Source organism: Gudongella oleilytica (assembly GCF_004101785.1).
Classification (GTDB): domain Bacteria; phylum Bacillota; class Clostridia; order Tissierellales; family Tissierellaceae; genus Gudongella; species Gudongella oleilytica.
In genome coordinates this window covers 1,404,957-1,431,374 of sequence record NZ_CP035130.1, presented here as the reverse complement: position 1 = coordinate 1,431,374, position 26,418 = coordinate 1,404,957, and the positions used below count along the sequence as shown (strand labels likewise).

The following is a 26,418-nucleotide window of genomic DNA, read 5'->3' as shown; positions in this document are numbered from 1 at the left end:
GCTAAAATGAAAAAGTTTCTATTAGTCTTGCTTTTAATTATTCTTGTGACAGGAATTGGAGGCTTCTTCTTGCTGCCAGGATATCTTTCAAGAACCTATAATCAGGAACCTGTGGAGATAGTCGTTGAACCGGGAGATTATCTGGGGACAATTGCAGAAGGCATCTATGAGAAAGGAATAATTAAGAGCCGACTTTGGTTTAGATACAAGGGACAGGAGATTGCAACCAACATCAAACCAGGAACCTATACACTCGAGGTTGGAAAAGGCATAGATGAGATATATCGGCTTATACAGCTTGGAGAACAGGAAACACCTGTTATTGTAACTTTCCCGGAGGGCTTCATATTATACCAGTTTGCACAAAAAATTGAGGAATCGGGATTAGGCTCAGCAGATGATTTTATCGAGATCACAGAGTCGAAATTTGAGGAAAGCTACAGTGAAGGAGTGGACTATGAAGAACTCTACTTCAAATTGGAGGGTTATTTATTCCCCGACACATATTATTTCTCGAAAAAACAAAGCCTTAATGAAATAGTAAGAACTCTGACAGATACGATGGATAGATTTTGGACTCAAGAAGTCGAGCAGAAAAGAGAAGCTTTAGGGCTTTCAAGGCATCAGGTGATAACTATCGCCTCGCTTATAGAGAGGGAAGCTTACAACGACTCGGAAAGAAAAACCATAAGTGGTGTGATCTATAACAGATTAGAGCAAGGAATGCCATTGCAAATAGATGCAACTGTAATATACGGAATAGGTGAAGGAAAAGAACACATGACAAGGGTTCTCTATTCCGATCTTGAAAAAGAGAATCCATTCAACACATATAAGAATAAGGGTCTTCCTCCCGGGCCCATAGCCTCCCCTGGCAGGAACTCATTGCTTGCAGCTATTGATCCCGAGGAACATGAGTACCTATATTATGTTATGAGTGAGAATGGCCACGTATTTGCAGAAACATACAATGAGCATCTTAAAAACGTAGAAAAATACAGAGCTATACAGCAATAAGAAAATCCCTGCGAAATATCGCAGGGATTTTCTTAATCTGGTGCCGAAGGCGGGAGTCGAACCCGCACGGTGTTGCCACCGCTGGATTTTGAGTCCAGTACGTCTGCCAATTCCATCACTTCGGCAAATGACTACGAAACTTATGATAGCACATAGGATGGTAAAAATCAACAGGTTTTTATAGACATCTATCAGGTTTACCAATCCCGGTTGATATTGTATACTATTTCTATGGGGAGGCGTTATTATGGATAGGGACAGATTAATGATAATAGATGGCAGCTCGCTCGTGTATAGAGCATTTTATGCTATGCCCCCGCTAAATACAAAAAGCGGAATATATACCAATGCGGTCCTTGGATTTTTGAATATGCTAAATAAGATTCGGGATGAATATGCACCAACTCATATATGCGTGGCATTTGACAGGAGTGCCAGGACATTTAGACACAAAGAGTTTGCAGATTACAAGGGTACAAGGGACAAAACGCCAAATGAGCTGTCACAACAATTTCCGCTGATTAAGGATATTCTACGGGCTATGGGAATAAAGATCCATGAAATGGAGGAGTTTGAAGCCGACGATATCGCAGGAACTCTGGCTAAAAGAGGTGAGGAGCTGGGGATGGATGTCATCCTTGTAACAGGAGACAAAGATTACCTTCAGCTTGCAACAGATAAGTCTAAGATCCTTATCACAAAAAAAGGTATCTCGGAAATGGAAATATATGATAAGAACAGGATCATAGAGGAATACGGTATTTTGCCTGAGGCATTTATAGATATGAAGGGATTAATGGGAGATAAATCAGACAATATTCCAGGTGTACCAGGAATTGGTGAAAAGACAGCATTAAAGCTCTTGACAGAATTTGGCACTCTTGAGAATATCTACGACTCAATTGAAGATGTCAGCGGCGGAAAGCTTAAAGAAAAGTTATTGGATAACAAAGAAATCGCATTTTTAAGCAAAAGACTTGGTAAAATCATTGTAAATGTACCTCTCGGATTTGGTGTGGAGGAGCTTTTGTTAAAAGAGGCAGACATCGATTTGCTAAGAAAGAAGTATGAAGAGCTTGAATTGAAAAGCCTTCTTTCAAAGCTTCCGGATCCCATAAGAAATCGTGAGGCTCATGTGCATAAGAATCCTAATGCTATATCCACGAAATCAGAACTAAATGGAATTATAAAGAAATTAAAGGGCAATTGCTCATTCTCATTCAAAACATTGTTTAATGGCGATTATCTTAAAGGAGACCCTATATTGTTTGGGTTCTCTATTGCTGGATCTGGTGCGTGGTTTATTGATCTTAGAAAAGAAAATGCAATGGAGTTGTTTTCAGAATTAAAGGAGATTTTCGAGGACCCGGCGGTAAAAAAAATCAGCTGGGATGTCAAGGCTGATATTTGTTACATGCTTTCACTTGGATGGAATCCTACCATAATAGATTTTGACGCCTCAATAGCGGAATATATAATAAATCCAAGCCAAAGTAATTTGTCAATAAATAAGCTAAGCGATCAATACTTTGGCGTTTATGGTCCTGATATTGATGACAAGCTTAAGAAGAGTAAGGCTTCTCTCAGGGATTTACCAATTGAGGAAAGCATTTCATACCTTGGATTCATCCTGGATACTATTGAAAAGCTTGAGCTTCCGATGAAAGATATAATTTCCAACAGGAACATGGTTCAGCTTTTTAGTGAGGTCGAAATGCCCCTGGTTACAGTCCTTGCAAGTATGGAAAATGCTGGTGTTGCCGTTGACAAAGGTCAACTGTTGAAATTAGGCGATGAATATGCGAAAGAGATAAAAGAACTGGAAGAGAGTATCTATTCACTGGCAGGTAGAAGCTTTAATATAAATTCCCCCAAGCAGTTGGGAGAGATACTGTTTGAGGAGCTTGGATTGCCGGTAATCAAAAAAACCAAAACCGGTTACTCAACAGATGTTGAGGTTTTAGAAGCACTCGAGAAGGAACACCCTATGATATCCAAGATACTTAGATACAGGCAAATAGTGAAATTAAACAGCACCTATATTGAAGGTCTCCAGCCTATGATAAATGAAAGGACTGGAAGAATACATTCAAAATTCAACCAGACTGTTACATCCACTGGAAGAATATCAAGTACTGAACCTAATCTTCAGAATATACCTATAAGAACTGAGGATGGAAGACGAATCAGAAAAGCATTTATTGCTGAAAAACCAGGATTCAGATTTTTGGATGGTGACTATTCCCAAATTGAGCTAAGGCTTCTGGCTCATATATCTGATGATCCAAAGATGAAGGAAGCCTTTCTTAACGAAGAGGACATTCACTCCAAAACAGCGTCGGAGGTTTTTAAAATACCCTTGGAAGAAATTACTCCTGAACTCCGTTATAAAGCCAAAGCTGTAAACTTTAGCATAATCTATGGGATATCGGATTTCAGCCTTTCCAGAGACCTGGGGACCACTCGAAAGGAAGCAAGAACCTATATAGATAACTATTTTGACAATTACAAGCTAGTTAAGGAATATATGGACAGATCTGTAGAGATGGGCAAAGAAAAAGGCTATGTGGAAACATTGCTTAACAGGAGAAGGTATATACCTGAGCTCGAATCCAGCAATTTCAACATAAGATCCTTTGGGGAAAGAGTAGCTATGAACATGCCTATTCAGGGAAGCGCTGCTGACATTATAAAGCTTGCTATGGTAAAGATATATGACAGATTAAAAAGTGAAGGCCTTAAGTCCAGGCTAATTCTTACAATACACGACGAGCTTATTATTGAAGCAGCTATTGATGAACTTGAATATGTGAAAGATATGATGAAGGAGATAATGGAGAATGCTATTGATCTTAGGGTACCATTGAAGGTGGATGTTATGGAAGGAGACAGCTGGTATGACACGAAATAAGCCATATGTAATTGGCTTGACTGGAGGTATTGCTACAGGGAAATCCACAGTCTCGTCAATCATCAGGAAGTTTGGTTACATGGTTATCGATGCAGATGAGATAGCAAGATACATCCTGGAGCCAGGGAAAAAGGGGAGTAGCTTAGTTGCTCAAGAATTTCCTATGGTTATAAACCCTTCAGGTGAAATAGACAGAAAATTGCTGGGGGATATAATATTTTCAGACAATAAGCTTAGGAATAAGCTTGACTCGTTGCTGCACCCGCTTATTTCGGAGGAAATAGTAAGGAGATTGTGTATCAACAGTGATCAGGAGATAGTATTTATTGATATACCCTTATTGTTCGAAGTAAAAGGAAACATGGAGGAAGAGGGCGTCTATTTTGATGAGATTTGGCTCGTTTATGCAAGTAGGAACGCTCAATTGGCTAGACTGAGAAAGAGAAACCTGCTGGATGAAACTGAAGCAATTAAGAGAGTTGAGTCGCAAATGGACATAGATCTTAAAAAAGACTTATCCGATATAATCATAGATAATATGGGATCAAAGGAGCATCTTGAAGATCAGATTCATCAATTATTGAATGAAATGGAACTGAGGATCAGCGGTAATAGATGCATTGAAGATCTGGATTCTGAATTCGAGGAAGGTAATGATGAAAAGAGTTAATACAAGGATTGTTTATTTGATTTTGCTTATCTGCTTTAGCATAATATTGTCAGGATGTGGCCTGGATATCTTAGAGACAACTACCCCCAATGAAGATACTGGTGTAGAGTACATCATTGTAGAGAACGGGGAAATTGGGTTGCCATTGACAGGATTCAATGATTTAAATCCCCTTCTGGTCGATAACATTGACTATTTTTACTTCAATAAGCTTATATTTGAGGGTCTCTTTGATTATGACAGTAATATACAGCCTATACCAAGATTGGCAACTTCCTATTTGCTTAGCGATGACGGCAAGAGGGTTGAATTATATCTGAGAGAGGATGTAAAATGGCATAACGGTGAAACCTTTGATGCAGATGACGTGGTTCACACCTTCAATGCATTGATATCAGCAAATTCTGAAGGCTATCTTTACAAGCTCCTTGAAAATACTGTACGTAGCCCAGTAGATCCAGGCTTCATGAAGCTCAGGAAGCTCTCAGAAAGAAGCATCGAAGTGGAGTTTAAGGAACCTTTATCCAATTGGAAGGATCTTCTTACATTTCCCATAGTCCCCGCATCTACAGGCAGCTCTGTGTTGCTCAGAGATGGATTTGAACCTGTAGGGACTGGCCCCTTCAAATTCAGGGAATATATAAAATACAAGGAGGTTGTGCTTGACTCATTTGCTGACTATTGGGGGGGAGAGCCTCAGATTTCAAGAATATCCGGTAAAATATTTGAGGATGAGGAGCTGATTTTAACTGCTTTCGAGACCGGAAAGCTAAGTATGGCACGAAGCATAGGCTCTGATTGGGATAAATATGAGCATATTGAAAGGATAAGGTTTTTAGAGTACGTATCTGATGAAATTGAGCTGCTGGCTTTCAATTATAATAGCGAGCCATTTAACCTTATGGAAAGCGGCTATCTGAAGCGGGCTATAATGCTGGGTATCGACCGCCAGGATATTATAAATAAGGTGTTGCTGCAGCATGGCACGCAATCTGATTCTCCGATTCACCCTCAGTCATATCTTTTTGACCCCTCGACAGCACAGCTCGGATTCAGTGTTGAAAGAATGAGACAAGAATTGTCAGAATCAGGGAGATATGAGATAGATATGGTAACGGGACGTGTTAGGGATATTATTGACCAGGAGGAGTTGACACTTGACCTTTTGGTAAATCCCGAGAGCAAAACAAGAAAGGTGATCGCCGAAAGGATTAGTGAAGATCTGGAAGACGTGGGAATAGGAATCAATATTGTCCATCCCGAACCACTTAAAGGTGAGACAATGGACCAAGCATTCTTAAGGATGCTTCAAAACGGGGATTATAAAATTGCCCTGGTAGGGTTCAGTGTATCAGCCGTCCCGGAATTCTCATCCTTATTAAATGCTGTTGGATGGATTGATAATAATGTTGACCAGACTGAGGGATTTGGAAGCTACTTTGATTCAAGTTATTCAAGCTGGGATGAAACAGCTAAGTTCGATAATTTTTCAAGACTCCAAAGAGCCTTTGCAGACGATATCCCTGTAGGCAGCTTGTTTTTCCTCAACAGATCCTTGATGGTGGACAATCAGATAGCAGGTCCGCTGGAACCTAATTTCTATAATCTCTATAATGGATTAGAGAAATGTTTTCTAACATTTTCAACAGATTAAAGTTGAAATTGTGCCTAAAAAGTATTATAATTGATGAGTAATAATCCTCTGCGGACTGACACATCAGTCTGCAAATGTTGTGCGAGTGTGCTGGAATAGGCAGACAGGCATGTTTGAGGGGCATGTGCCAGTATTGGCGTATGGGTTCAAGTCCCATCACTCGCACCAGCACCTACCCGTTTCATTTATTTTTCCCAAATCAAAGACAATTAAGATACCCATATTTATATACATTCAAACTAATTAATGCTATAATGTTCATAGCAGTGATTTGTGTGTGAAAATTTGGCATAAATTGCTAAAATTATATCAAGTAAAGAGGTGGAATAGGAATGAGCCAAGGAAAGTTGACTTTCAAGGGTGGAGTTCATGTGCCCGAGTTCAAGGAATTAACCGAGAAGAAGTCAATAATAGTTGCTGATAGCCCTCAACTCGCTTATATACCTTTGCATCAGCATACCGGTGCACCATGTGAACCGATAGTAAATGTTGGTGACAGGGTAAAGATTGGTCAAAAGATCGGGGAATCAAGCGCTTTTGTTTCGGGAAGCATCCATGCCAGTATAGCTGGTAACGTCAAGGAGATAAAGATGATGTATACTCCTACAGGAATGAAGGTAAAATGTGTCGTTATTGAAAACGATGGCACAGAAGAAATGGATGATTTTGGAACACAGAAAAATCTTGATGAGCTTACAGCGGAGGAAATAATTGCAATCATTAAGGACAAGGGTATTACAGGCATGGGTGGTGCAAGCTTCCCGGCGCATGTAAAATTCTCTCCTCCTAAGGATAAGCCAATAGATACTTTGATCCTTAATGGCGCTGAGTGCGAACCATATTTGACAAGTGACCACAGAGTAATGCTTGAGCAGCCTGAACTTGTAGTCCTGGGACTGAAGGCAGTAAAAAAAGCTCTAAACGTTGAAAAAGCTTACATAGCAGTAGAAGATAATAAACCGGATGCAATCGAAGCTTTGAAGAAGGCAGTCGATCCAGCTGATGGAATCCAGGTAGTGGCACTAAAAACCAAATATCCTCAAGGAGATGAGAAGAGGATAATCGATGCGGTAACTGGCAGAAAGGTACCGACAGGTGGTCTTCCTATGGACGTTGGATGCGTTGTTTCAAACGTTTCCACATCAAAGGCGATAGCGGAAGCAGTTCTGTACGGGAAGCCCTTATACGAAAGAGTAGTGACTGTAACAGGTAAGGGAATCGTAGAGCCAAAGAACGTACTAGCAAGAATAGGGACACCATTTGGTGAACTGATTAGACAATGTGGCGGATTTTCAGCTAAGCCCGGGAAAGTCATTTCCGGCGGACCCATGATGGGAATAGCACAGTTTACTCTTGATGCTCCAGTAATAAAGGGCTCAGGAGGAATATTGGTTATCCCTGCAGAAGAAGTAAAAGAAGAGCCTGTACTTCCATGCATTAAGTGTGGGAAGTGTATAGAAGTTTGTCCTTCAGGGCTTCAGCCGTTGTTCATCAGTGCGTATTCATTAAAGAACAACTCTGAAATGGCAGACAAGTACTTTGCTTTGTCATGCGTTGAATGTGGAGCGTGCTCATTCATTTGTCCTGCAAAGAGGCCACTGGCTGAATCGATTAAGAATATCAAAAAAGAAATAATTGCCAAGAGAAAAAAATCATAGGTTAGGAGGAAGATGAATGGATGAGAAAGTAATGGGTCCAAATCAAAACGGCCCTGTCATATTGGATGATCTTTTGATTGTATCCCAGTCTCCACACGTCAGGTCTGATGAATCAGTCAGAAGGACCATGATGGATGTACTTATCGCATTGTTACCAGCCATGATAGGCAGTGTTTACTTTTTTGGTTTCAATGCATTGAAGTTGATATTAGTAACCGTTATTGCTGCTGTAGGCTTTGAGGCCTTGATACAAAAGATGTTCAAGAAAGCCATAAGGATTGGAGACTTAAGTGCTGTTGTAACTGGAGTCCTCCTTGCGCTGAATCTGCCTGCCGGAACACCATGGTGGGTCGCAGTGTTTGGCGCGGGATTTGCAATCATAATAGTTAAGGAATTTTTCGGAGGAATTGGACAAAACTTCATGAATCCAGCTCTCGGAGCAAGAGCAGCCCTGGTGGCTTCCTGGCCGGGAATAATGACTGCTTATATTACTCCGGATGGGATAAGTGCTGCTACACCTCTTCAAATCCTGAAGAGTGGATCAGGAACATTGCCTGCAATTCAGAGGATGATTTTTGGAGATATTGGAGGAGTTATTGGAGAAACCTCTGCGATCCTGTTGCTTATAGGTGCTGCTTACCTGATCATAAGAAATGTCATAGACTGGAAAATACCTGTTATTTACATAGGTACCACATGTGCTTTGCTATTGGTACTTGGAGTTGATTCAGGAAATCTCCTTTATCATGTTCTTGGTGGAGGGCTTATTCTTGGTGCCTTCTTTATGGCAACAGACTATTCGTCTTCGCCTGTCACTCCACTTGGTAAAATAATATTTGCGTTGGGCTGTGGGATCCTGACGGCTCTTATCAGAGTCAAGGGAGGACTTCCGGAAGGAGTCAGCTATTCAATACTTATTATGAACGTTGCCGCTCCATTAATTGAGAAGTACACAAAGCCTAAGGTTTTTGGGGAGGTAAAATAGATGAACGAAACGATTAAATTAGGATTAGTTTTGTTATTGGTTGCTGCAATTGCAGGCGGAGTGTTGGCAGGTGTAAACTCTGTTACTGCTCCTGTTATAGCTGAAAGGGAGAGACAGGAGAGCTTTGGAGCTCTGTTGGAAATATTTTCAGAGGCTGATGACTTCCTACCTATTGATGAGGCTCTACTTGCTGAAATAACTGCAAGTAACTCATTTGTAACTGAGGTTATGGAAGCTAAGAAAGACGGAGAAACCATTGGCTATGCAATGAAAACAAAATCTGGCGGATATGGCGGAGATATAATAACTCAGATAGGGATCAACATTGACAGTACAATAGCTGGCATCAAGGTAATGCAACAGTCAGAGACTCCAGGTCTTGGTTCCAGAATAGTTGATGAACCAGCATTTGCGGCTTCATTCGCGGGGAAGGATTTTACATCTGGTTTAGCAGCTGTAGGGTCTCCAACGGCTAATAATGAAGTCATGGCACTCTCGGGAGCTACTGTATCAACTAATGGTGTTATGGCTGGGGTAAACGGTGCGATTGAAGCTTTTAACAGCTTTCTGAACAATTAGAAGGAGGTGCAGACTTTGAAAATATCGTCGATAATTAGAAATGGTCTGGTCAAGGAGAATCCGATTTTTGTTCAGTTGATTGGTATGTGCTCAGTTCTGGCTGTTTCTAACTCATTCAAAAATAGTATAGGTATGTCTGTTGCTGTAATCGCAGTACTCACATTATCTAACATTGTAATATCAATCATCAGGAAATTCACACCTGATAAAATAAGAATCCCGATATTCATAGTAGTAATAGCAACATTTGTAACCATGACAGAGATGTTTATGAAAGCCTATATGCAGCCACTATACCAAGCTCTTGGGATATTCCTTCCATTGATTGTAGTAAACTGTTTGATCCTTGCAAGAGCAGAGTCCTTTGCATCAAAAAACGGTGTATTTAAGTCAGCAATAGATGGTCTTTCAATGGGTCTGGGTTATGCAGTTGCTATATCGTTACTTGGGGCCATAAGAGAAATAATTGGTGCAGGGAGCATTTGGGGTATTTCTCTGTTCGGTGAAAGCTTCCAACCTGCAGCCATATTTGTTGCACCTCCAGGAGCCTTCATACTCTTGGGCATTCTGATAGCACTGTATAACACCTTTATTAAAAAGAGATTTGCTGAATAAGAGAGGGGGATGAAAAGTGGGTCTATTCGCATTGATAATATCAAACATATTCGTCAACAACTACGTATTCGCAAGATTCCTTGGGATCTGCCCCTTCCTCGGTGTCTCCAACAAAATGGAGACTGCTACAGGCATGGGCCTGGCAGTAACCTTCGTTACTACCTTTGCGTCTGTGATTACTTATATAATTCAAAAAGCTGTATTAGATGTATTCGGCCTGGGGTATCTTCAGACAATAGTATTCATCCTGGTCATAGCATCCTTGGTTCAGTTTGTAGAACTTGCATTAAAGAAGATGAGTCCTACACTCTATAGTGCTATGGGAGTATATCTTCCGCTAATAACCACAAACTGTATTGTACTGGGTGTTGCTATCCTTAATATCCAGGAAGGATACAACCTTATTCAGACTACTGTAAGTGCCGCAACTGCAGCTTTAGGATTTTTCCTTGCATTGGTCTTGGTAGCATCCTTGAGAGAAAAGATGGAAATTGCAGATATCCCTGAGGCACTTGTGGGATTCCCAATTACCCTTATCGCTGCTGGTTTAATGTCCATAGCCTTCTCAGGCTTTGCCGGACTAGTTTAGGAGGTGGCAGAGATGAGTGAAATACTAAATCCTATTATTGTGCTTGGTGGTTTGGGACTTCTTTTTGGTGTTCTGCTTTCAATAGCTTCAAAGGTATTTGCAGTTAAGGTAGATCCTAAGGTTGAAGAACTATTAGGTGCTTTACCTGGAGCAAACTGCGGTGCCTGTGGGTATCCAGGTTGCGCTGGACTTGCCAATGCATTGGCGGAAGGCAGAGCACCAACAAATGCTTGCTCAATTGGCGGACAGAAGGTGGCCAACCACGTTGCTGAGATACTCGGTGTAAATGCAGCATCATTTGAGAAAAAAGTAGCTGTAGTCCTTTGTCAGGGAGATTGTGACAAGGCAAAAAACAAATATGAGTATCAGGGTCTTCAAGACTGCAGGATACAATCCACTTTGGCTGGTGGCAAGAAAGAATGTACATACGGTTGTGTTGGTTGCGGTTCATGCTTCGATGTTTGTGAGTTTAATGCAATCAGGATGATAAATGACATTGCCGTTATTAATAGAGAAAATTGTACAGCCTGCAACAAGTGCGTTGAAATCTGCCCCAAGAATATAATCGAATTGGTACCGTATACTAATAATGCTGTGGTAAAATGCAAGAGCCAGGATCCTGGTAAGCTTGTAAGAAGCTATTGTTCAACAGGTTGTATAGCATGCCAGATATGTGTTAAGAATTGCCCAACAGATGCATTCAGCTTCGAGAACAATCTCGCAAGGATAAATTACGACAAATGCATCAATTGCATGGTTTGTGTGGAGAAGTGTCCTACAAATGCCATTGATAATGTATCTATCGTAAGCGAGGATTTTGTACAGAAATTTGCAAGCTAAGGCAGCCCCTTCGGGGGCTCCTTTTTATTTCCGGGCAACTTGTAAATAGAAATCATAAATGATAAACTATACTATGTGGTATTATGACCAGATAAATGAGGGATGATTGATTTGACCAAGGGCGACAAGCTGCTTATACTGCTGATTATATTGATAAGCATTTCCTCGTTTGCCTACATCAACAGGTATGCCTTTTCAGGCAGAGATAAGTATGTAAGCATTCAGGTGGATGGCGAGGAAATCAAAAAAGTTATTTTTGATCCTCAGTTGGCTGGCAGTACAATTCCAGTCGAAACAAAGTACGGCTACAATCTTATTGAGTTAGGGGACGAGCGGGTCAGAGTTATAGAGGCCGATTGTCCTGACAAGATAGACGTCAAACAAGGATATATCTCCAGGATCGGTGAAACCATTGTATGTCTTCCAAACCATCTCGTAATTGAGATCAAAGGGACGACATCTGCAGATGAAATTGATATAATGAATTACTAGAGTGGGGATCAGATGAAAAAAACAAACAAGATGATATTTATATCCTTGCTGGTATCAGTTGGACTTGCTCTCAGTGTAATTGAATCTGCTATACCGTTGCCAATAAGTATGCCTGGAGCCCGTTTAGGTTTGTCTAATATGGTTGTTTTGGTCACCTTGATAGTATTTGGGTTTAAGGACGGAATAAAAGTGGGGATGCTTAAGAGCACTGTACTTATGCTCGTGACAGGAAGCATATCTTCATTTTTATACAGCATATCGGGTGCTATGTTAAGCTGTATAATGATGTATCTTTTTCATAGATATTTATCCCGATTTTTCAGTCTTATTGGCGTAAGCATAATAGGAGCAGCTTCTCACAACTTTGCACAAGTGACAGTAGCAGTAATTATGCTAAGCAACCCGAGGATATACTCATATTTGCCATTCTTATTGATAATAAGCCTTTTCACCGGTTATTTTGTAGGCTTGTCCTCAATTTATATCGTCGATAATCTAAAAAAGAATTTCAGAGTATTATTTCAAAAGCAGGTGAACTCATGAAGAAAATCGTTCTCGCATCAGGATCTCCCAGAAGGAAAGAGTTATTTGCTCAGCTTGGATTAACCCCGACAATTTGGTCAAGTGATATACCTGAAATGAGCTCTACCACTGAAAAGCCGGAAAGTATAGCAATGTCACTTGCTCTCCAGAAAGCATTAATGGCTTCCAACATATTTGAAGACAGCTTGATCATAGCTGCGGATACTATTGTTGTTCTCGATGGGTCGATAATGGGAAAACCAAGGAATAATGGGGAAGCTTTTGAGATGCTTAAAGCATTGAGTGGAAGAAGCCACGAAGTAATTACCGGGATTGCAATAATTGACTCCTCAAAAGGCTCAAAGGTAGTCGAATATGAAAAAACGATAGTTACCTTCAGAAACCTTGAAAATGACAGAATCAACTCATATATTGCCACTGGAGAGGTTTTAGATAAAGCAGGTGCTTATGGCATCCAGGGCAAAGGAGCTCTCCTTGTGGAGAAAATTGAAGGCTGTTACTTCAATGTGGTTGGACTGCCATTGACGAAGCTTGAGTCATGTCTTGAAAAATATTTCGACACAAAATTTTTGTAAAGGATGATGCGGCAAAATGCAGAAGAATGACATAAGGGATAAAGGCTACACGATAAAGGACCTGCCCAAAAGTGAAAGACCTAGGGAAAAATTATTGGCTCATGGACCAGATGCACTGTCCAATGCGGAGCTATTAGCAGTGATAATAAGGACCGGAACCGGTTCGGAAACTGCAATAGAGGTTTCAACGAGACTTCTTGGGATGGATAATAGAGGGATAAGGCATCTGATGGATGCATCTATTAATGATCTGACAAAGATAAAAGGCATTGGGGAATGCAAGGCAGCACAGATAATCGCAGCTATAGAGCTAGGCAGGAGGATAAAGCGTATTGGTTATTATGATAAGGTAAGGGTTACATCACCTGAAATAGTTGCTGAGGTTTTGATGGACGAAATGAGCAGCCTTTATAAGGAGCATTTCAGGACTGTAATACTCGATACAAAAAACCAGATAATTTGTATTGAAAATATATCGATAGGAACTCTTAATGCATCAATAGTGCATCCCCGTGATGTATTTAAAGCAGCAATAAAAAACAATGGCAACTCCGTGATCCTGGTACATAATCACCCCAGCGGTGACACCACACCCAGCGTTGAGGATATCAACATTACGAAAAGACTCGTCGAGGGTGGGAATCTTATGGGTATCAAGGTTTTGGACCACTTGATTGTTGGAAATGGAACTTATTTGAGCATGAAAGAGAAAAATTTAATGTAAACATGGAGGACGGAAATGGTGCTAACAAATGCTTTCACAAAGGATATGGGAATAGATTTAGGTACAGCAAACACGTTGGTTTTTATTAAGGGCAAAGGTATCATAATCAGAGAACCTTCGGTTGTTGCCATTGATAAATTCAGCAAGCAGGTACTGGCCGTAGGAGAAGAAGCAAAAAAAATGATAGGCAGGACCCCTGGAAACATAGTTGCCATTAGACCTTTAAAGGATGGTGTGATAGCAGATTTTGATGTAACGCAGGAAATGCTGAAGTATTTCATCAGAAAAGCAACACAAAAAAAATCCTTGTTCCAGCCAAGGGTAGTCGTATGCGTACCTAGTGGAGTTACCGAAGTTGAGAAGAGAGCTGTTGAAGAGGCTACAATTCAAGCTGGTGCTAAAGATGCATTCCTGATTGAAGAGCCAATGGCTGCTGCTATAGGAGCAGGACTTCCTGTTCAGGAGCCCACAGGCAGTATGGTAGTAGATATTGGAGGGGGAACAACAGAGGTTGCAGTAATTTCGCTTGGAGGGATAGTAACCAGTAAGTCTATAAGAGTAGGCGGAGATGAACTGGATAATTATATCGTGAACTATGTTAAGAAGGAATACAGTCTTATGATAGGCGAGAGAACTGCTGAGGAAGTCAAAATTGAAATTGGGTCGGCTATGGACAGCAATGAACTTGGTGCAATGGACATCAGAGGAAGAGATCTTGTGAGCGGACTTCCAAAAACGATCTCAATATCTTCAAGAGAGATAAATGAGGCTCTAAAGGAGCCTGTGAACAATATTATAGATGCAATAAAGTCCACCTTGGAGAAGACTCCTCCCGAGCTTTCCTCTGACGTTATGGAGATGGGGATAGTCCTGACAGGGGGGGGAGCGTTGCTTCACAATCTGGATAAGCTTGTGACTATAGAAACCGGAATTCCTGTAAGAGTTGCAGATAGTCCTCTGGATTGTGTGGCTTTGGGAACAGGAAAGGCACTTGAAAGTATAGAGATATTGAAAAAGACCTCAACCAAATATCGCAGATAGGGTAGGGATTTGGCATGTATTTTTTAAAAAAATACAAAGAAAGAATGATAGTGGCTGCAGTTGCTATCATTCTTATTGTAATAATTGGATATACGGCAAGGGAAAGACTCAACATATCTCGTTCGGAAAATCTGATCGGGAAGCTTTTGCGTCCTGTTATAAGCTTTTCTTCAGATGTTCAAAACAGGGTGAGTGGATTTTTCACCTCAATCGGAGATGTTTTTGATGCCAAAGAAGAGAATGAGGTCCTACACGCAAGGATAAAGCAGCTGGAAAGCGAAAACAGGGATCTTCAAAATATCATTGGTAAGGCTGACTACTTAAAACGGGAACAGATGCTTACTGAGAATACACCCTATGATTTAATTAAAGCAAGGATCATTGCTAAGGAACCAGGAAACTGGTTTGATCAATTCATAATAGATAAAGGCAGTAAAGATGGGATATCAAAAGGAGATACTGTTGTCCAGGGTATAGAGATAGAAAAGGATGTGTACATCGAGTGTCTTGTTGGGAGGATAGTGGATACTGGTGACAATTGGTCAAAGGTAGTGTCACTGATAGATGAGCTTAACAGCACATCTTTTAAAATAATAAGGACACAGGATGGTGGGATCGTCTCAGGAAGTGTGGATGGACTACTTGAGGGATATCTATTTGATTACACAGCAGATGTAATTGAAGGAGACCAGCTTTACACCTCTGGACTTGGAGGGATATACACAAAGGATATTTACATTGGAGAGGTATCTGAGATCATTGGGGATCAGGAGGAGCTTACAAAAAGACTCGTAATTGAGCCTGCACTTGATTTTAAAAAGCTTTACAATGTATTTATAATCAACAATCAGGAAGAGGGATCCTATTGACAACATTTTTGGTCGGTATGACCTTGATACTGAATATCATACTCCAGTCCGTGATACTTCCAGGTTTTAAAGTGTTGGGTGCCAGTCCTAATACAGCCTTGGCAATAGTTGTTGTTATCGCACTTTCCAGAGGAAGGATATATGGGGGGGTAGTGGGACTTATTTCCGGACTCATAATGGATGTAATGTTCTCCATGACGATAGGAATAAGCTCCTTGATTCTATTTATAATTGGATATGTTACTGGCATAGCTGCGGATTCATTTGCAAAGGAAAATGCAGTTAATCCGGTAATCTTTACATTGTTGGGCACCGTTTTCTACAATGCTCTGTTTGCTATGTTTATGTATTTTGCTTCCCGAAATGTTACGCTTGAATATGCAGTAAAAAGTATACTTTCTTTTGAACTTATTCTTAATGGAATAGCTGCCTTACTGATATATATGCTTTTCAGAAAGATTTTTTCCAGACCGCAGATAAGGTTTAATAAAAGGTGATCAAATGAAGCTTAGTGAAAAAATATTCAACCGATATAATTTAATGATAGCCCTGCTTGTTCTTATAATGCTGGCTTTAATTTTTAAGCTCGCTACATTGACACTTGCTCAAGGAGATTACTACCGCGACTTGAGTGATAATAAGAGAGTCAAGGAGGTATTCACTACAGCTCCAAGAGGAGAAATAAGGGATAGATATGGCAGACTTTTAGCCGGTAATATTCCCAGCTTTACAGTACAGCTACTTAAGGATGAGCTTAACATAAAGGACAAGGAGCTTAGAAACAGCTATCTTATAAGGTTAGTCCGTTTTTTGGAGGAAGATGGGGTTCCCTATAACAATGATTATCCAATTCAATTGAATATTTTCGAATATAGCAGCATCGACCTTTATATGGCAAATGAGCTTTCGCCAGAGGATACAGTTATAACTGCTTTGATAGAAAACGGTCTTTTGATTGAACTTATGGGAAAGCAGCTACAGAAGCCTTATCAGGAGCATTTTCAACTCAGCATGTATAAGAGAGGTCTTGATGCAATTGCAGACAGAGGAATATCGACAGAAGGTCTAAGCTACGATTCGCCGGATGATGGTTCTATTGTCAAGGTTGTGCAGATTCTTGAAAGTGACAGAACTCTGGTAAGGAAGATGATCGACCACCCAATAGCCAGAGAGCTTGCTTTTGGATTATTGGAGGAGAAAGGCTTAGAATCCGGAGTTATTCTAAAGCCATACTCGTTGTCATTTCAAACTGATTATTTAAATCAAAAAATAGCACTTATGAAGCAATTTCCATTTGTGACGATGAATACAACTGCAAAACAAGACTTCATCAATTTATTCACTGAGGTATCACTCGAGTCATTTCTCCAAAAAATCATAACAACAGGTGATGAAACCGGTGAAAGGTTGGTCCCCGCACAGATACTGATAGATATGCTTAAGGCTGAGGGCATAGATTCAGCTGTAAACCTGCAAATTAATGAAGATCGCGAGGACGTCCTCTTAAGCATTTCAGGTGAGAGTTCCATCATATCTCCTCAGCCAGTCCGGGTTCTCATAAACGAGGCAGCAGAAAGCGGAGTACTCGAGAAGTTCATAACAGATCCTAAAATAATATACCAAGCCCAAGCAAAACTGATATCAGATGGAGTTAATCCAAGAATATCAGTGAGTGGCGAGATCGAATACGTCCATATAAATAATTTGAACAATTGGTATTCTGGAGTTCGCGCAGATCGAACTTCGGAACTCGAGGATATATTTAAGGAGCTCAAACAAAAGAACAATATCCCGGAGAACCTTAGCAAATATGAGACCATCGCAGTACTGGGGTTGTTAAATCAGTTGACCATTCAAGGATACCTTGCTTATCAACCTATAAACGTAGCTTATGGAATCAAGGATTCTACAGTAGCTAAAATTGAGGAAGAACTTTCGCAAGCTCCTGGTATCAAGGTTTCCATAGAACCTGTCCGATTTTACCCGGAGGGTTCTACTGCTGCACACGTATTGGGTTATATTGGGAAAATCAGTCAGCCTAATGAGATAGAGAAGTATATTAGAAACGAAGGCTATTCTCCAGGCACTCTGATTGGCAAAACAGGTATTGAAGAAAGCTTTGAACTGCATCTGCGAGGACAGAGCGGCGTCAAAAAAGTAGAGGTTGACGTAATTGGAAATACCACCAATGTCTTGGAGGAGATCAAGCCTATACCTGGGAATACTCTATATTTGACACTTGATCTCAAGCTTCAGCAGGTGGCCGAAGAGGCTCTTAAAAAGACCCTTGATCAGTTGAGTAAAGGCGGAACTTACGAGAGCAAATGGGGAAATTATACATTCGGGATCCAAAGAAGAAAGAACAGGCCTTACATCAATGCTACTTCAGGTGCAGTTGTAGTAATAGATGTAAAAACCGGAGAAACCTTAGCTATGGCCAGCTACCCTGCTTACGATCCAAATCTGTTTTCTACAGGTATAAGCAATCCTGACTGGTTGAGTCTATTCCCCGAAGATACAGAAGATCCACTTGCACCAAGGCCTCTTTATAATATTGCGACCCAGACAGCAATTCAACCTGGATCAACATTCAAAATGGTAACAGGATTGGCAGCGTTGGAGAAGGGTTTAAACCCACTCCTTAGAATAAGAGATATGGGATATGTTACAGTAGGAAATAAAAACTTCCATTGCCTTATTTACACATCAACCGGAGGAACTCATGGGTATGAAAACTTTTATGAGGCATTAAGGGACTCCTGCAACTATTATTTCTACACTCTGGCATTGGGAAGAAATCAACGAACCGGCCAAAATATCGGAGTAAAGCTTGAGATAGAAGATATTGTAGAAACATCCAAGAAGCTTGGTTTGAATGATAAAACCGGAGTAGAGATCAATGTTCCTGCAGAGGTTTCAGGAGGAGTACCTGACCCACAGAGAAAAATTATAACTACGAAGTACTTGTTAAAGCAAATGCTGCAAAGAACGATTTCTGGCTATATAATGGAAGACAAAGATTTGACTGCGGAGGACATCGATACAGTTATAAATGAAATAATTTCCTGGACAGATATGGAAACTCCCATGACCAGAGGAGAGGTTGTCAGAAGACTGACTGAGATGGGCATAGAGCCTGAGCTAAGATTGCCAGGCGAACGAGAAGGACTCGCAGATAAAATAAAGTACACCTACTTAAATCAGGCTGGGTGGAACATAGCTGATACCTTGAATGTAACTATAGGCCAGGGCCAGAGTGCATACACGCCTATCCAAATGGCAAACTATATTGCTACAATAGCAAATGGAGGTTATCTAAATAAGGTAACGCTTATTGAATCCATTAGAGATTATAGCAACTCTGCTGTACTTTATGAACACAGAGCTGAGGGTTCACTCATAGAGCTTAACAACTATGAAAATCTTGACCATGTAAAAAAAGGTATGCAAATGGTTGCTGAGGATGGTACTGCAAGAAGAGTGTTCTCAGGTTTTCCAATAGAAGTTGGTGTAAAAACAGGAACTGCCGAAAGAAGTGGAATAAATCCTTCCACAGGTGATACCTATGATGACTTTGCGTGGTTTGTGGGGTTTGCACCGTTCGATGAGCCTGAAATAGCAGTGGCTACAGTCATTTTCCAGGGCGGAAGTGGTGGCTACGCTGCTCCGATGGTAAGGGATATCATAGCTCAGTATTTGGGACTGAATACACCTGAGGTCCAGACCTCATTGCCTATCGAAGGAGAACTAATACTTGACTGAAACATAATTGCTGCAGCTATAGATTTTTTAATCAATAACTAGTAAAATAGTGACAAGGATGTTTTGACGGAGGTAACCAATGAAGAACGATCTAGTTACAATCAAGGGAATGGCAGACGGAATGTATATTGAAGTAAGAGGAAATGATCTTGAATCCTTGACTACAGCGATTCATGAAAAGATCATGAAAGCTGGTGAATTTTTCAAGGGTGGAAAGCTGATTGAGGTAAGAGGAGATGAACTTTCTCCGGAAAACAGGCTGGAGCTTATGCTTATTTTAAAGTACAAATATGATTTCAAAGTAGACATTCCCGGCATTTCAGTGCCTGTAGCTGAGGAAGAAAAAACGGAGCCTGCGAAGATAAATGTATTTGAAGCAGAGGAGGGTCTCTCAAAATTTGTTCATGGAACTCTTCGATCAGGACAGGAGATTGCCTTCAACGGTAATATAGTAGTAATAGGAGACGTCAATCCTGGAGCGCAACTTAAAGCTAAGGGGAATATAGTTGTTCTTGGATCGCTTAAAGGGCTGGCACATGCAGGTGTAGGCGGAAACACTAAGGCTGTCGTAGCCGCATACAGCTTACTTCCTACTCAGCTGAGAATAGCAGATCTTATAGTAAGACCACCTGAGGATGACACTCAGTATAAGTATCCTGAGATTGCAAGGATTGTTGATGGTGAGGTGGTAATAGAGCCTTACTTGCCAAACAAATAAAAGGGAGGAAAATAAATGGACAACGAAAAAATGGGTACAGCAATTGTTGTAACTTCCGGGAAAGGAGGCGTTGGGAAAACAACTACCAGTGCCAACTTAGGTACAGGTTTGGCAATGTTGGGCTATTCAGTAGTAGTTCTTGATGCTGATATTGGGCTTAGAAATCTCGACGTAGTAATGGGGCTTGAAAACAGGATAGTTTACGATATCGTGGATGTTGTTGAGAAGAACTGCAGACTAAAGCAAGCGTTGATAAAGGACAAGAGACATGAAAAACTGTTCCTGCTGCCGGCAGCACAAACTAAGGACAAGACTGCAGTAAAGCCGGAGCAAATGGTTGAGCTTGTTAACGAGCTTAAGAAGAATTATGATTATATAATTATAGATTCTCCAGCCGGAATTGAGCAAGGCTTCCAATACTCTATAGCTGGTGCTGACAGAGCAGTAATAGTAACAACTCCCGAAATATCAGCAGTAAGAGATGCGGATAGGGTAATCGGGATACTGGAAGCAAAGGAGCTTCACGATCCAACCCTTATAATTAACAGGATAAGGACCGACATGGTAAAACGTGGAGACATGATGAGCATCGACGATATATTGGATATTCTTGCCATAGATCTTTTAGGAATAGTTCCAGATGATGAATCGATAGTAATATCCACCAACAAGGGCGAACCGGTCGTTATGGATGATAAAGCCATTTCAGGGAAAGCTTACAGGAACATTGTAAGAAGGATCACTGGTGAAGAGGTAGAACTGCTGAACCTGGAAGCAAACGACGAAAGCAAGTTCAGTAAGGTACTTAAACTTATATTCGGTAAATAAGGGGGGATTGGCTTGGATTTTTTCAAAATGTTTACCAAAAAACAGGAAAAAAGCAAAAATGTCGCTAAAGAAAGACTAAAGCTTGTGTTGGTACATGACCGAGCCGATTTGTCTCCTAGATTTCTGGAAATGATAAAGACTGATATAGTCAAAGTTATTTCCCAGTATGCTGAAATAGATGAGGCTGAGATCGATATAAAGATGACCAAAATGAAAAAGGATGGGAATTCATCACCTGTATCAGCGTTGGTGGCAAACATCCCGATAGTGAAAGTTAAGGAGAAAAAGAAGTAGAAAAAAGCTCTAACCTTGGTTAGAGCTTTTTATGCGGGAAGGTGAATAGGAATGTCTTTGATATATACTTAAGCAATGGTAATATTATATTGAAGAATTGATGAAAGGTGAATCAGATGATAGATAAATATAAGCTGGATAAAGTTTTAATGAAGGTGGAGAAGCCTGCCAGGTATATTGGTATGGAACAAAATTCAATAAAAAAAGACCTGAGCAAAGCGGCTGTGAAGTTTGTTTTCTCCTTCCCGGATGTCTACGAGGTGGGTATGTCACATCTTGGCATGCACATACTTTACAACCTCATAAACAAAGAAGCTGATATGGTTTGTGAGAGAGTATTTGCACCATGGGTCGATATGGAAGAGCAAATGAGGTCAGAAAAACTGCCTCTTTTTACTCTGGAAAGCAAGGAGGAGGTAAGAAACTTTGATTTTCTGGGATTTACTCTTCAATATGAGATGAGCTACACAAACATACTCAATATACTGGATCTTTCCGGTATTCCTATACTCTCAAGAGATAGGAAGGAAGGCGATACTATAGTCGTAGCAGGTGGTCCTTGTGCGTACAATCCAGAACCTCTTTGGCAGTTCATAGATATATTTGTGATTGGAGAAGGAGAAGAAGTAACTCTGGAACTATTGGATTTGTATAAAGAGCATAAAAAAGAAGGCTTTGGAAGAAAAGCATTCCTCGTTGATGCTGCAAGAAGGATCGAGGGTGTTTACGTACCTTCACTCTACACAGAGATATATAATGACGATGGTACAGTACGCGGAAGAATGAAGCTGATAGACGATATTCCGGAAATCATAGAAAAGCGGATGATAAGAGACCTGGACACTATGTTTTCACCGGAAAGCATGATAGTTCCATATCTGGAAACAGTTCATGACAGGATATCAATGGAGATCTTCAGAGGGTGTACGCATGGCTGCAGATTCTGCCAGGCGGGAATGATTTACAGACCGATTCGTGAAAAATCCGTTGATCGTTTATTGGAACTATCAGAAAAGCTTGTAGAGTCAACTGGCTACGAAACCATATCGCTTTCCTCGCTCAGCTCCTGCGATTATTCTCAACTGCAAATGCTTGTTTCAAGTCTGCTTGAGAAGCACTCAGATAAGAAGGTAGGAGTGTCTTTGCCTTCACTTCGGTTAAACTCCGTTAGCATGGAAGTATTGAAGGAGATAGAAAAGGTAAGGAAATCTGGGCTTACGTTTGCTCCTGAAGCAGGAAGCCAAAGGCTTAGAGATGTAATAAACAAGGGAGTAAGTGAAGAAGATCTTGAGACTGCAGTCACTATGGCATTTAAAGAGGGCTGGTCAAGAGTAAAGCTATATTTTATGATAGGACTTCCAACAGAAACCGATGAGGATGTAATGGGGATAAAGAGGCTTACATATTTGGTAAAGGACCTTTTCTTCAATCGACCAAAGGAAGAGCGGATTGGTAATTTCCAGGTGACAGCCAGTGCATCTTGCTTTGTGCCAAAGCCGTTTACACCATTTCAGTGGCATGGGCAGGCAACAGAAGAGGAGTTCAGATCCAGGATAAAACTGGTAAAGGATAGCATAAGAGACAATAAGGTAACTTTTAATTACCATGATCCAAAAACCTCATATCTTGAGGCTGTAGTGGCAAGGGGAGACAGAAAAGTCAGCAATGCTATTCTTAAAGCCTGGGAGAATGGCTGCAGATTTGACGGATGGTCAGAGCACCTTAAGTACGATATATGGTTAGCTGCATTCGAAGCTGCAGGCATTGACGGGAGCTTCTATGCTAACAGACAAAGAAGCCTCGATGAGATTTTCCCTTGGGATTTCATAAGTCCGGGACCTTCCAAGAGCTACCTCTTAAGGGAGTATAAAAAGGCTTTGGAAGGAGACACAACCAGAGACTGCAGACTAGGTTGTACGGGCTGTGGAATATCTGATTGTGCAATGTGGGGGGTGTTTAATTGATAATCCGCGTAAGATTCACAAAGACAGGTTACCTAAAATTTCTGTCACACCTTGACCTGGTAAGGCTTTTTACCAGATCTTTCTCGAGGTCGGGTATTCCTGTAAAATTCACTGAAGGCTTTAACCCGCACCCAAAATTCTCAATTGGAAACCCATTGTCACTGGGAATAGAAAGTACTGCTGAATATATGGAGATAGAGTTTGCAGAAGATATTAGACCTGAGAAGGTAATGGTAAGTCTTAACACAGTTTTACCTGAAGGTATAAAAGTGACAGAGGCGGTAGTGAGTGAAGGCACAGCATCACTTACATCACTTATAAGGTGGTCACACTATGAGATCCGACTTTGGGTAAAAAATGAAGCAGACAGGACTACTTTAGCAGATAAACTCAAAGGTTGGGATGATTTAGATTCCGTATTCATCGATAAAAAGAAAAAAAGGGGGAAAAATAAAATATCAGTCCGGGTGGACATAAAACCGCTTATTGGGAACCTTCAATTCAAAGATTTTGACCAGGATGGCTTTGCTGTATTGGGTGCTTTGCTTAAAACTGGTGAAGAGGGCAATTTGAAACCTTCTGATTTGGCAGAGGCACTGGAAACGCATCTCAGTCTTGGAATTGACCTTGAAATGACTCAAATAAAAAGACTTGATGCTTTCGTCGAAAAGGATGGTAAGATAGAAAAACCAATTTAGTCAGGAAGTGAGGAAATGAACGTCATTTACATCGATACCTCCGATGGATCCCTAAGAATATGCATAGTAGAGGACGGCAGGCTTGTAGAGTACTTTAAAGACGACATGCAAAGTCAGGGGATACTAGGGAATGTCTACAGGGGAAGGGTTGAAAATGTTCTACAGGGAATGGAGGCAGCATTCGTTGATATTGGCATAGGAAAGAATGCATATCTGCATATCAAGGATGCACTTGAGAAAGATCATTTAGGTCTAAAGGATAAGCCTTCTATCGACGATATTATAACCAGAGGCGAAGATATAATCGTTCAGGTGATCAAGGAGCCTCTTGGAAACAAAGGCCCTAAGGTAACAAGACATATTAGTATTCCTGGAAGATACATGGTACTTACTCCTTTCTCATCGAGGGTAAATATTTCAAACAAAATAAAAGACATTAGCGAAAGCTCAAGACTAAAGGAGCTTGGGAAGATGATTGTGAAGGATGACATGGGAATGATATTCAGGACCGTATCCGAGAATACTGAAGCCGAGCTTTTAAAGGGTGAATATGAGCAACTATATAAACTTTATAAAATTATTGAGCAGGAGAAGAACTATCTCCCAACTCCAAAGCTCATATATAGCGAGCTGGACCTGCTGTCACAGATAATCCGGGATTATTACAAGTACCCAAATACTGAAATAGTTGTCAATGACAGGAGTATCCAAAATAAGCTATATAACAACAAAGATCTTTCACAATATGATATGGAGGGAAAGATAATATTTGATCCTGATTTTAATATGGATTACAATATGAACATTCAAATCGACATGAAGGAAGCTCTGGCAAGAAGAGTACAGCTTAAGAGTGGTGGCTTTATCGTAATCGATGAGACTGAGGCTCTCACTGCAATCGATGTAAACACAGGTAAGTATGTGGGGAATTTTACTCTCGAGGACACAGTTTTAAGAACAAATATCGAGGCAGCGGCTGAAATAGCGCGTCAGTTGAGACTTCGTGATATTGGTGGTATAATAATAGTGGATTTCATAGATATGAAGAGTCACTCTGATATGGAGATAGTTGTAGAGAAGTTAATCTCTGCATTCAAGGGTGACAGAAATAAACCGATTGTAGTGGATGTAACAAAGCTGGGACTTGTTGAGGTGGTTAGAAAGAAGAATCGACCAACACTGGACAACAAGGTTTCAATAACTTGCCCTACCTGCGGAGGTAAGGGGAAAATAAGGAAAAATGAAGCTTGACATAGTTTTCGGTATCTGTTAAACTATTCAGGTGTAAAGCCGCTCAATGTGGGTTCAAAGCATAGTCACCTGACATTGGCGAGACTAGGTTAGAGGAGGTGCAGCAAGTAATGTACGCGATTATTGAAACAGGCGGAAAACAATACAAGGTTCAAGAAGGCGATATAGTTTATGTAGAAAAGTTGAATGCTGACGAAGGTCAGGCAGTAAGCTTTGACAGAGTACTATTGGTGTCAGGAGATGCTGGTTTGGTTCCCGGAAAACCGTATGTAGACGGAGCCAAAGTTGAAGGAACAGTTCTTGGTCAGGGGAAAGCAAAGAAGATCATTGTCTACAAGTATAAGGCTAAGAAAAACATCAGAAAGAAGCAAGGACATCGCCAACCTTTTACTAAGGTTCAAATCGACACGATCATAGGCTAATTATGATCAAGGCAAGTATTTTCAATGGACCCTTTAACCAAAGAATTGGATTTGAAATCAACGGACATGCAGATTATGCTCCACACGGTGAAGACATAATATGCGCTGCCGTATCCATACTGAGTTATACTGCACTAAACAGCCTCACCGAGGTTGCTGGAGTTAGCTTACATCAGCTTCAGATCGATATAGACGATGAAAAGGGCTATATGAAGGTGCTGGTAGACAAAAAGGTTATTGAAGAACCGACCAATAGAGATGTTCAAGTAGTTTTGAATACTCTGGCAATAGGCTTGGAAACCATAAAAGAAAGTTACCCTAAATATATCACCATCGAATATAGGGGAGGTGGAACTCGTGTTTAAATTGAATTTACAGCTGTTTGCTTCCAAAAAGGGAGTAGGTAGTTCTAAAAACGGTAGAGATAGTGAATCTAAAAGACTTGGCGTAAAAAGAGGAGACGGGCAATTTGTCCTAGCGGGAAATATCCTGGTCAGACAGAGAGGAACCAAAATCCATCCCGGCAATAATGTCGGTATAGGTGGAGATGATACTCTCTTCGCAACCGTCGACGGAGTTGTCAAGTTTGAAAGAAAAGGCCGCGACAAAAAACAAGTCAGCGTCTATCCTAAAGAAGAATTAGCATAGAAATTGAGCTTACCGTCAGGTAAGCTTTATTTTTTGCGAGTATAAGTTTGTAATGGAAAACTATGTTGAAT

Annotated in this window: 27 protein-coding genes and 2 tRNA genes; 28 read left to right on the top strand and 1 reads right to left on the bottom strand. The window is 40.7% G+C overall.

Translation table 11 applies throughout. The features are described from left to right. Window positions 1–6 precede the first annotated feature (6 nt). Window positions 7–1,017, top strand: a complete 1,011-nt coding sequence (mltG, locus tag EC328_RS06780) for an endolytic transglycosylase MltG (protein ID WP_128426091.1) — start codon at window positions 7–9, stop codon at window positions 1,015–1,017. A gap of 38 nt (window positions 1,018–1,055) precedes the next feature. Here the strand turns inward: mltG and EC328_RS06775 are convergent. Next, window positions 1,056–1,142 (bottom strand) — tRNA-Leu (locus tag EC328_RS06775). Between the two features lie 122 nt (window positions 1,143–1,264). On the opposite strand from EC328_RS06775, the gene polA reads away from it, so the two are divergent. The 27 genes from polA to rpmA all read left to right on the top strand — a co-directional run bounded on the left by polA (window position 1,265) and on the right by rpmA (window position 26,347). After that, complete coding sequence (polA, locus tag EC328_RS06770; protein WP_128426090.1) at window positions 1,265–3,928, top strand: DNA polymerase I; 2,664 nt, start codon at window positions 1,265–1,267, stop codon at window positions 3,926–3,928. Next, window positions 3,915–4,598: a dephospho-CoA kinase gene (gene coaE, locus EC328_RS06765; protein ID WP_128426089.1), complete on the top strand. Its 684-nt coding sequence runs from the start codon at window positions 3,915–3,917 to the stop codon at window positions 4,596–4,598. Before polA ends, coaE begins: the two co-directional genes overlap by 14 nt. Next, on the top strand, window positions 4,585–6,252 hold the full coding sequence (locus EC328_RS06760) for an ABC transporter substrate-binding protein (RefSeq protein WP_164906055.1): 1,668 nt from the start codon (window positions 4,585–4,587) through the stop codon (window positions 6,250–6,252). The genes coaE and EC328_RS06760 overlap by 14 nt, the downstream gene beginning before the upstream one ends. Window positions 6,253–6,333: 81 nt before the next feature. Then, window positions 6,334–6,420 (top strand) — tRNA-Leu (locus EC328_RS06755). A 164-nt stretch (window positions 6,421–6,584) separates the two neighbouring features. Then, the gene (gene rsxC, locus EC328_RS06750; protein ID WP_128426087.1) at window positions 6,585–7,910 is read left to right on the top strand and encodes an electron transport complex subunit RsxC; all 1,326 of its coding nucleotides are present in this window, start codon (window positions 6,585–6,587) and stop codon (window positions 7,908–7,910) included. A gap of 31 nt (window positions 7,911–7,941) precedes the next feature. Beyond that, the gene (locus EC328_RS06745; protein WP_128427017.1) at window positions 7,942–8,895 is read left to right on the top strand and encodes an RnfABCDGE type electron transport complex subunit D; all 954 of its coding nucleotides are present in this window, start codon (window positions 7,942–7,944) and stop codon (window positions 8,893–8,895) included. Next, window positions 8,896–9,474, top strand: coding sequence for an RnfABCDGE type electron transport complex subunit G (locus EC328_RS06740; RefSeq protein ID WP_128426086.1), 579 nt, complete (start codon window positions 8,896–8,898; stop codon window positions 9,472–9,474). 15 nt (window positions 9,475–9,489) lie between these two features. Beyond that, the gene (gene rsxE, locus EC328_RS06735) at window positions 9,490–10,089 is read left to right on the top strand and encodes an electron transport complex subunit RsxE (RefSeq protein WP_128426085.1); all 600 of its coding nucleotides are present in this window, start codon (window positions 9,490–9,492) and stop codon (window positions 10,087–10,089) included. Between the two features lie 16 nt (window positions 10,090–10,105). Then, window positions 10,106–10,678 (top strand): electron transport complex protein RnfA, encoded by a 573-nt coding sequence (locus EC328_RS06730; protein WP_128426084.1) that lies wholly within the window; start codon window positions 10,106–10,108, stop codon window positions 10,676–10,678. A gap of 12 nt (window positions 10,679–10,690) precedes the next feature. Continuing rightward, entirely contained in the window at window positions 10,691–11,518 is an 828-nt protein-coding gene (locus EC328_RS06725) for an RnfABCDGE type electron transport complex subunit B (protein ID WP_128426083.1), read from the top strand. A 102-nt stretch (window positions 11,519–11,620) separates the two neighbouring features. Then, window positions 11,621–12,010 (top strand): NusG domain II-containing protein, encoded by a 390-nt coding sequence (locus tag EC328_RS06720; RefSeq protein ID WP_128426082.1) that lies wholly within the window; start codon window positions 11,621–11,623, stop codon window positions 12,008–12,010. A 12-nt stretch (window positions 12,011–12,022) separates the two neighbouring features. Next, entirely contained in the window at window positions 12,023–12,553 is a 531-nt protein-coding gene (locus EC328_RS06715) for a Gx transporter family protein (RefSeq protein WP_128426081.1), read from the top strand. Continuing rightward, window positions 12,550–13,128 (top strand): Maf family protein, encoded by a 579-nt coding sequence (locus EC328_RS06710; RefSeq protein WP_128426080.1) that lies wholly within the window; start codon window positions 12,550–12,552, stop codon window positions 13,126–13,128. The genes EC328_RS06715 and EC328_RS06710 overlap by 4 nt, the downstream gene beginning before the upstream one ends. 16 nt (window positions 13,129–13,144) lie before the next feature. Continuing rightward, a complete protein-coding gene (gene radC, locus EC328_RS06705; RefSeq protein WP_128426079.1) occupies window positions 13,145–13,852 on the top strand; it encodes a RadC family protein in 708 nt (235 codons plus the stop codon). Between the two features lie 15 nt (window positions 13,853–13,867). Further along, window positions 13,868–14,893, top strand: a complete 1,026-nt coding sequence (locus EC328_RS06700; protein WP_128426078.1) for a rod shape-determining protein — start codon at window positions 13,868–13,870, stop codon at window positions 14,891–14,893. A gap of 14 nt (window positions 14,894–14,907) precedes the next feature. Continuing rightward, window positions 14,908–15,762 carry a rod shape-determining protein MreC gene (gene mreC, locus EC328_RS06695; protein WP_128426077.1) on the top strand — a complete coding sequence of 285 codons (855 nt, stop codon included), beginning with the start codon at window positions 14,908–14,910 and terminating at the stop codon, window positions 15,760–15,762. Further along, the gene (gene mreD / locus EC328_RS06690) at window positions 15,759–16,259 is read left to right on the top strand and encodes a rod shape-determining protein MreD (protein ID WP_128426076.1); all 501 of its coding nucleotides are present in this window, start codon (window positions 15,759–15,761) and stop codon (window positions 16,257–16,259) included. Before mreC ends, mreD begins: the two co-directional genes overlap by 4 nt. Before the next feature lie 4 nt (window positions 16,260–16,263). Continuing rightward, on the top strand, window positions 16,264–19,524 hold the full coding sequence (locus EC328_RS06685; RefSeq protein ID WP_128426075.1) for a penicillin-binding transpeptidase domain-containing protein: 3,261 nt from the start codon (window positions 16,264–16,266) through the stop codon (window positions 19,522–19,524). A gap of 79 nt (window positions 19,525–19,603) precedes the next feature. Continuing rightward, complete coding sequence (gene minC, locus EC328_RS06680; protein WP_128426074.1) at window positions 19,604–20,242, top strand: septum site-determining protein MinC; 639 nt, start codon at window positions 19,604–19,606, stop codon at window positions 20,240–20,242. A gap of 15 nt (window positions 20,243–20,257) precedes the next feature. Beyond that, window positions 20,258–21,070 (top strand): septum site-determining protein MinD, encoded by an 813-nt coding sequence (minD, locus tag EC328_RS06675; protein WP_240671460.1) that lies wholly within the window; start codon window positions 20,258–20,260, stop codon window positions 21,068–21,070. A gap of 12 nt (window positions 21,071–21,082) precedes the next feature. After that, window positions 21,083–21,364 (top strand): cell division topological specificity factor MinE, encoded by a 282-nt coding sequence (gene minE / locus EC328_RS06670; RefSeq protein WP_206363824.1) that lies wholly within the window; start codon window positions 21,083–21,085, stop codon window positions 21,362–21,364. A gap of 116 nt (window positions 21,365–21,480) precedes the next feature. Then, complete coding sequence (locus tag EC328_RS06665) at window positions 21,481–23,328, top strand: TIGR03960 family B12-binding radical SAM protein (protein WP_206363823.1); 1,848 nt, start codon at window positions 21,481–21,483, stop codon at window positions 23,326–23,328. Further along, on the top strand, window positions 23,325–24,026 hold the full coding sequence (locus EC328_RS06660) for a TIGR03936 family radical SAM-associated protein (RefSeq protein WP_128426072.1): 702 nt from the start codon (window positions 23,325–23,327) through the stop codon (window positions 24,024–24,026). Before EC328_RS06665 ends, EC328_RS06660 begins: the two co-directional genes overlap by 4 nt. 15 nt (window positions 24,027–24,041) lie before the next feature. Beyond that, window positions 24,042–25,277: an Rne/Rng family ribonuclease gene (locus EC328_RS06655; RefSeq protein WP_128426071.1), complete on the top strand. Its 1,236-nt coding sequence runs from the start codon at window positions 24,042–24,044 to the stop codon at window positions 25,275–25,277. Between the two features lie 110 nt (window positions 25,278–25,387). Next, the gene (gene rplU, locus EC328_RS06650; protein ID WP_128426070.1) at window positions 25,388–25,699 is read left to right on the top strand and encodes a 50S ribosomal protein L21; all 312 of its coding nucleotides are present in this window, start codon (window positions 25,388–25,390) and stop codon (window positions 25,697–25,699) included. A 2-nt stretch (window positions 25,700–25,701) separates the two neighbouring features. Beyond that, window positions 25,702–26,064, top strand: a complete 363-nt coding sequence (locus tag EC328_RS06645; RefSeq protein WP_128426069.1) for a ribosomal-processing cysteine protease Prp — start codon at window positions 25,702–25,704, stop codon at window positions 26,062–26,064. After that, entirely contained in the window at window positions 26,057–26,347 is a 291-nt protein-coding gene (rpmA, locus tag EC328_RS06640; RefSeq protein WP_128426068.1) for a 50S ribosomal protein L27, read from the top strand. The genes EC328_RS06645 and rpmA overlap by 8 nt, the downstream gene beginning before the upstream one ends. Window positions 26,348–26,418 lie beyond the last annotated feature (71 nt).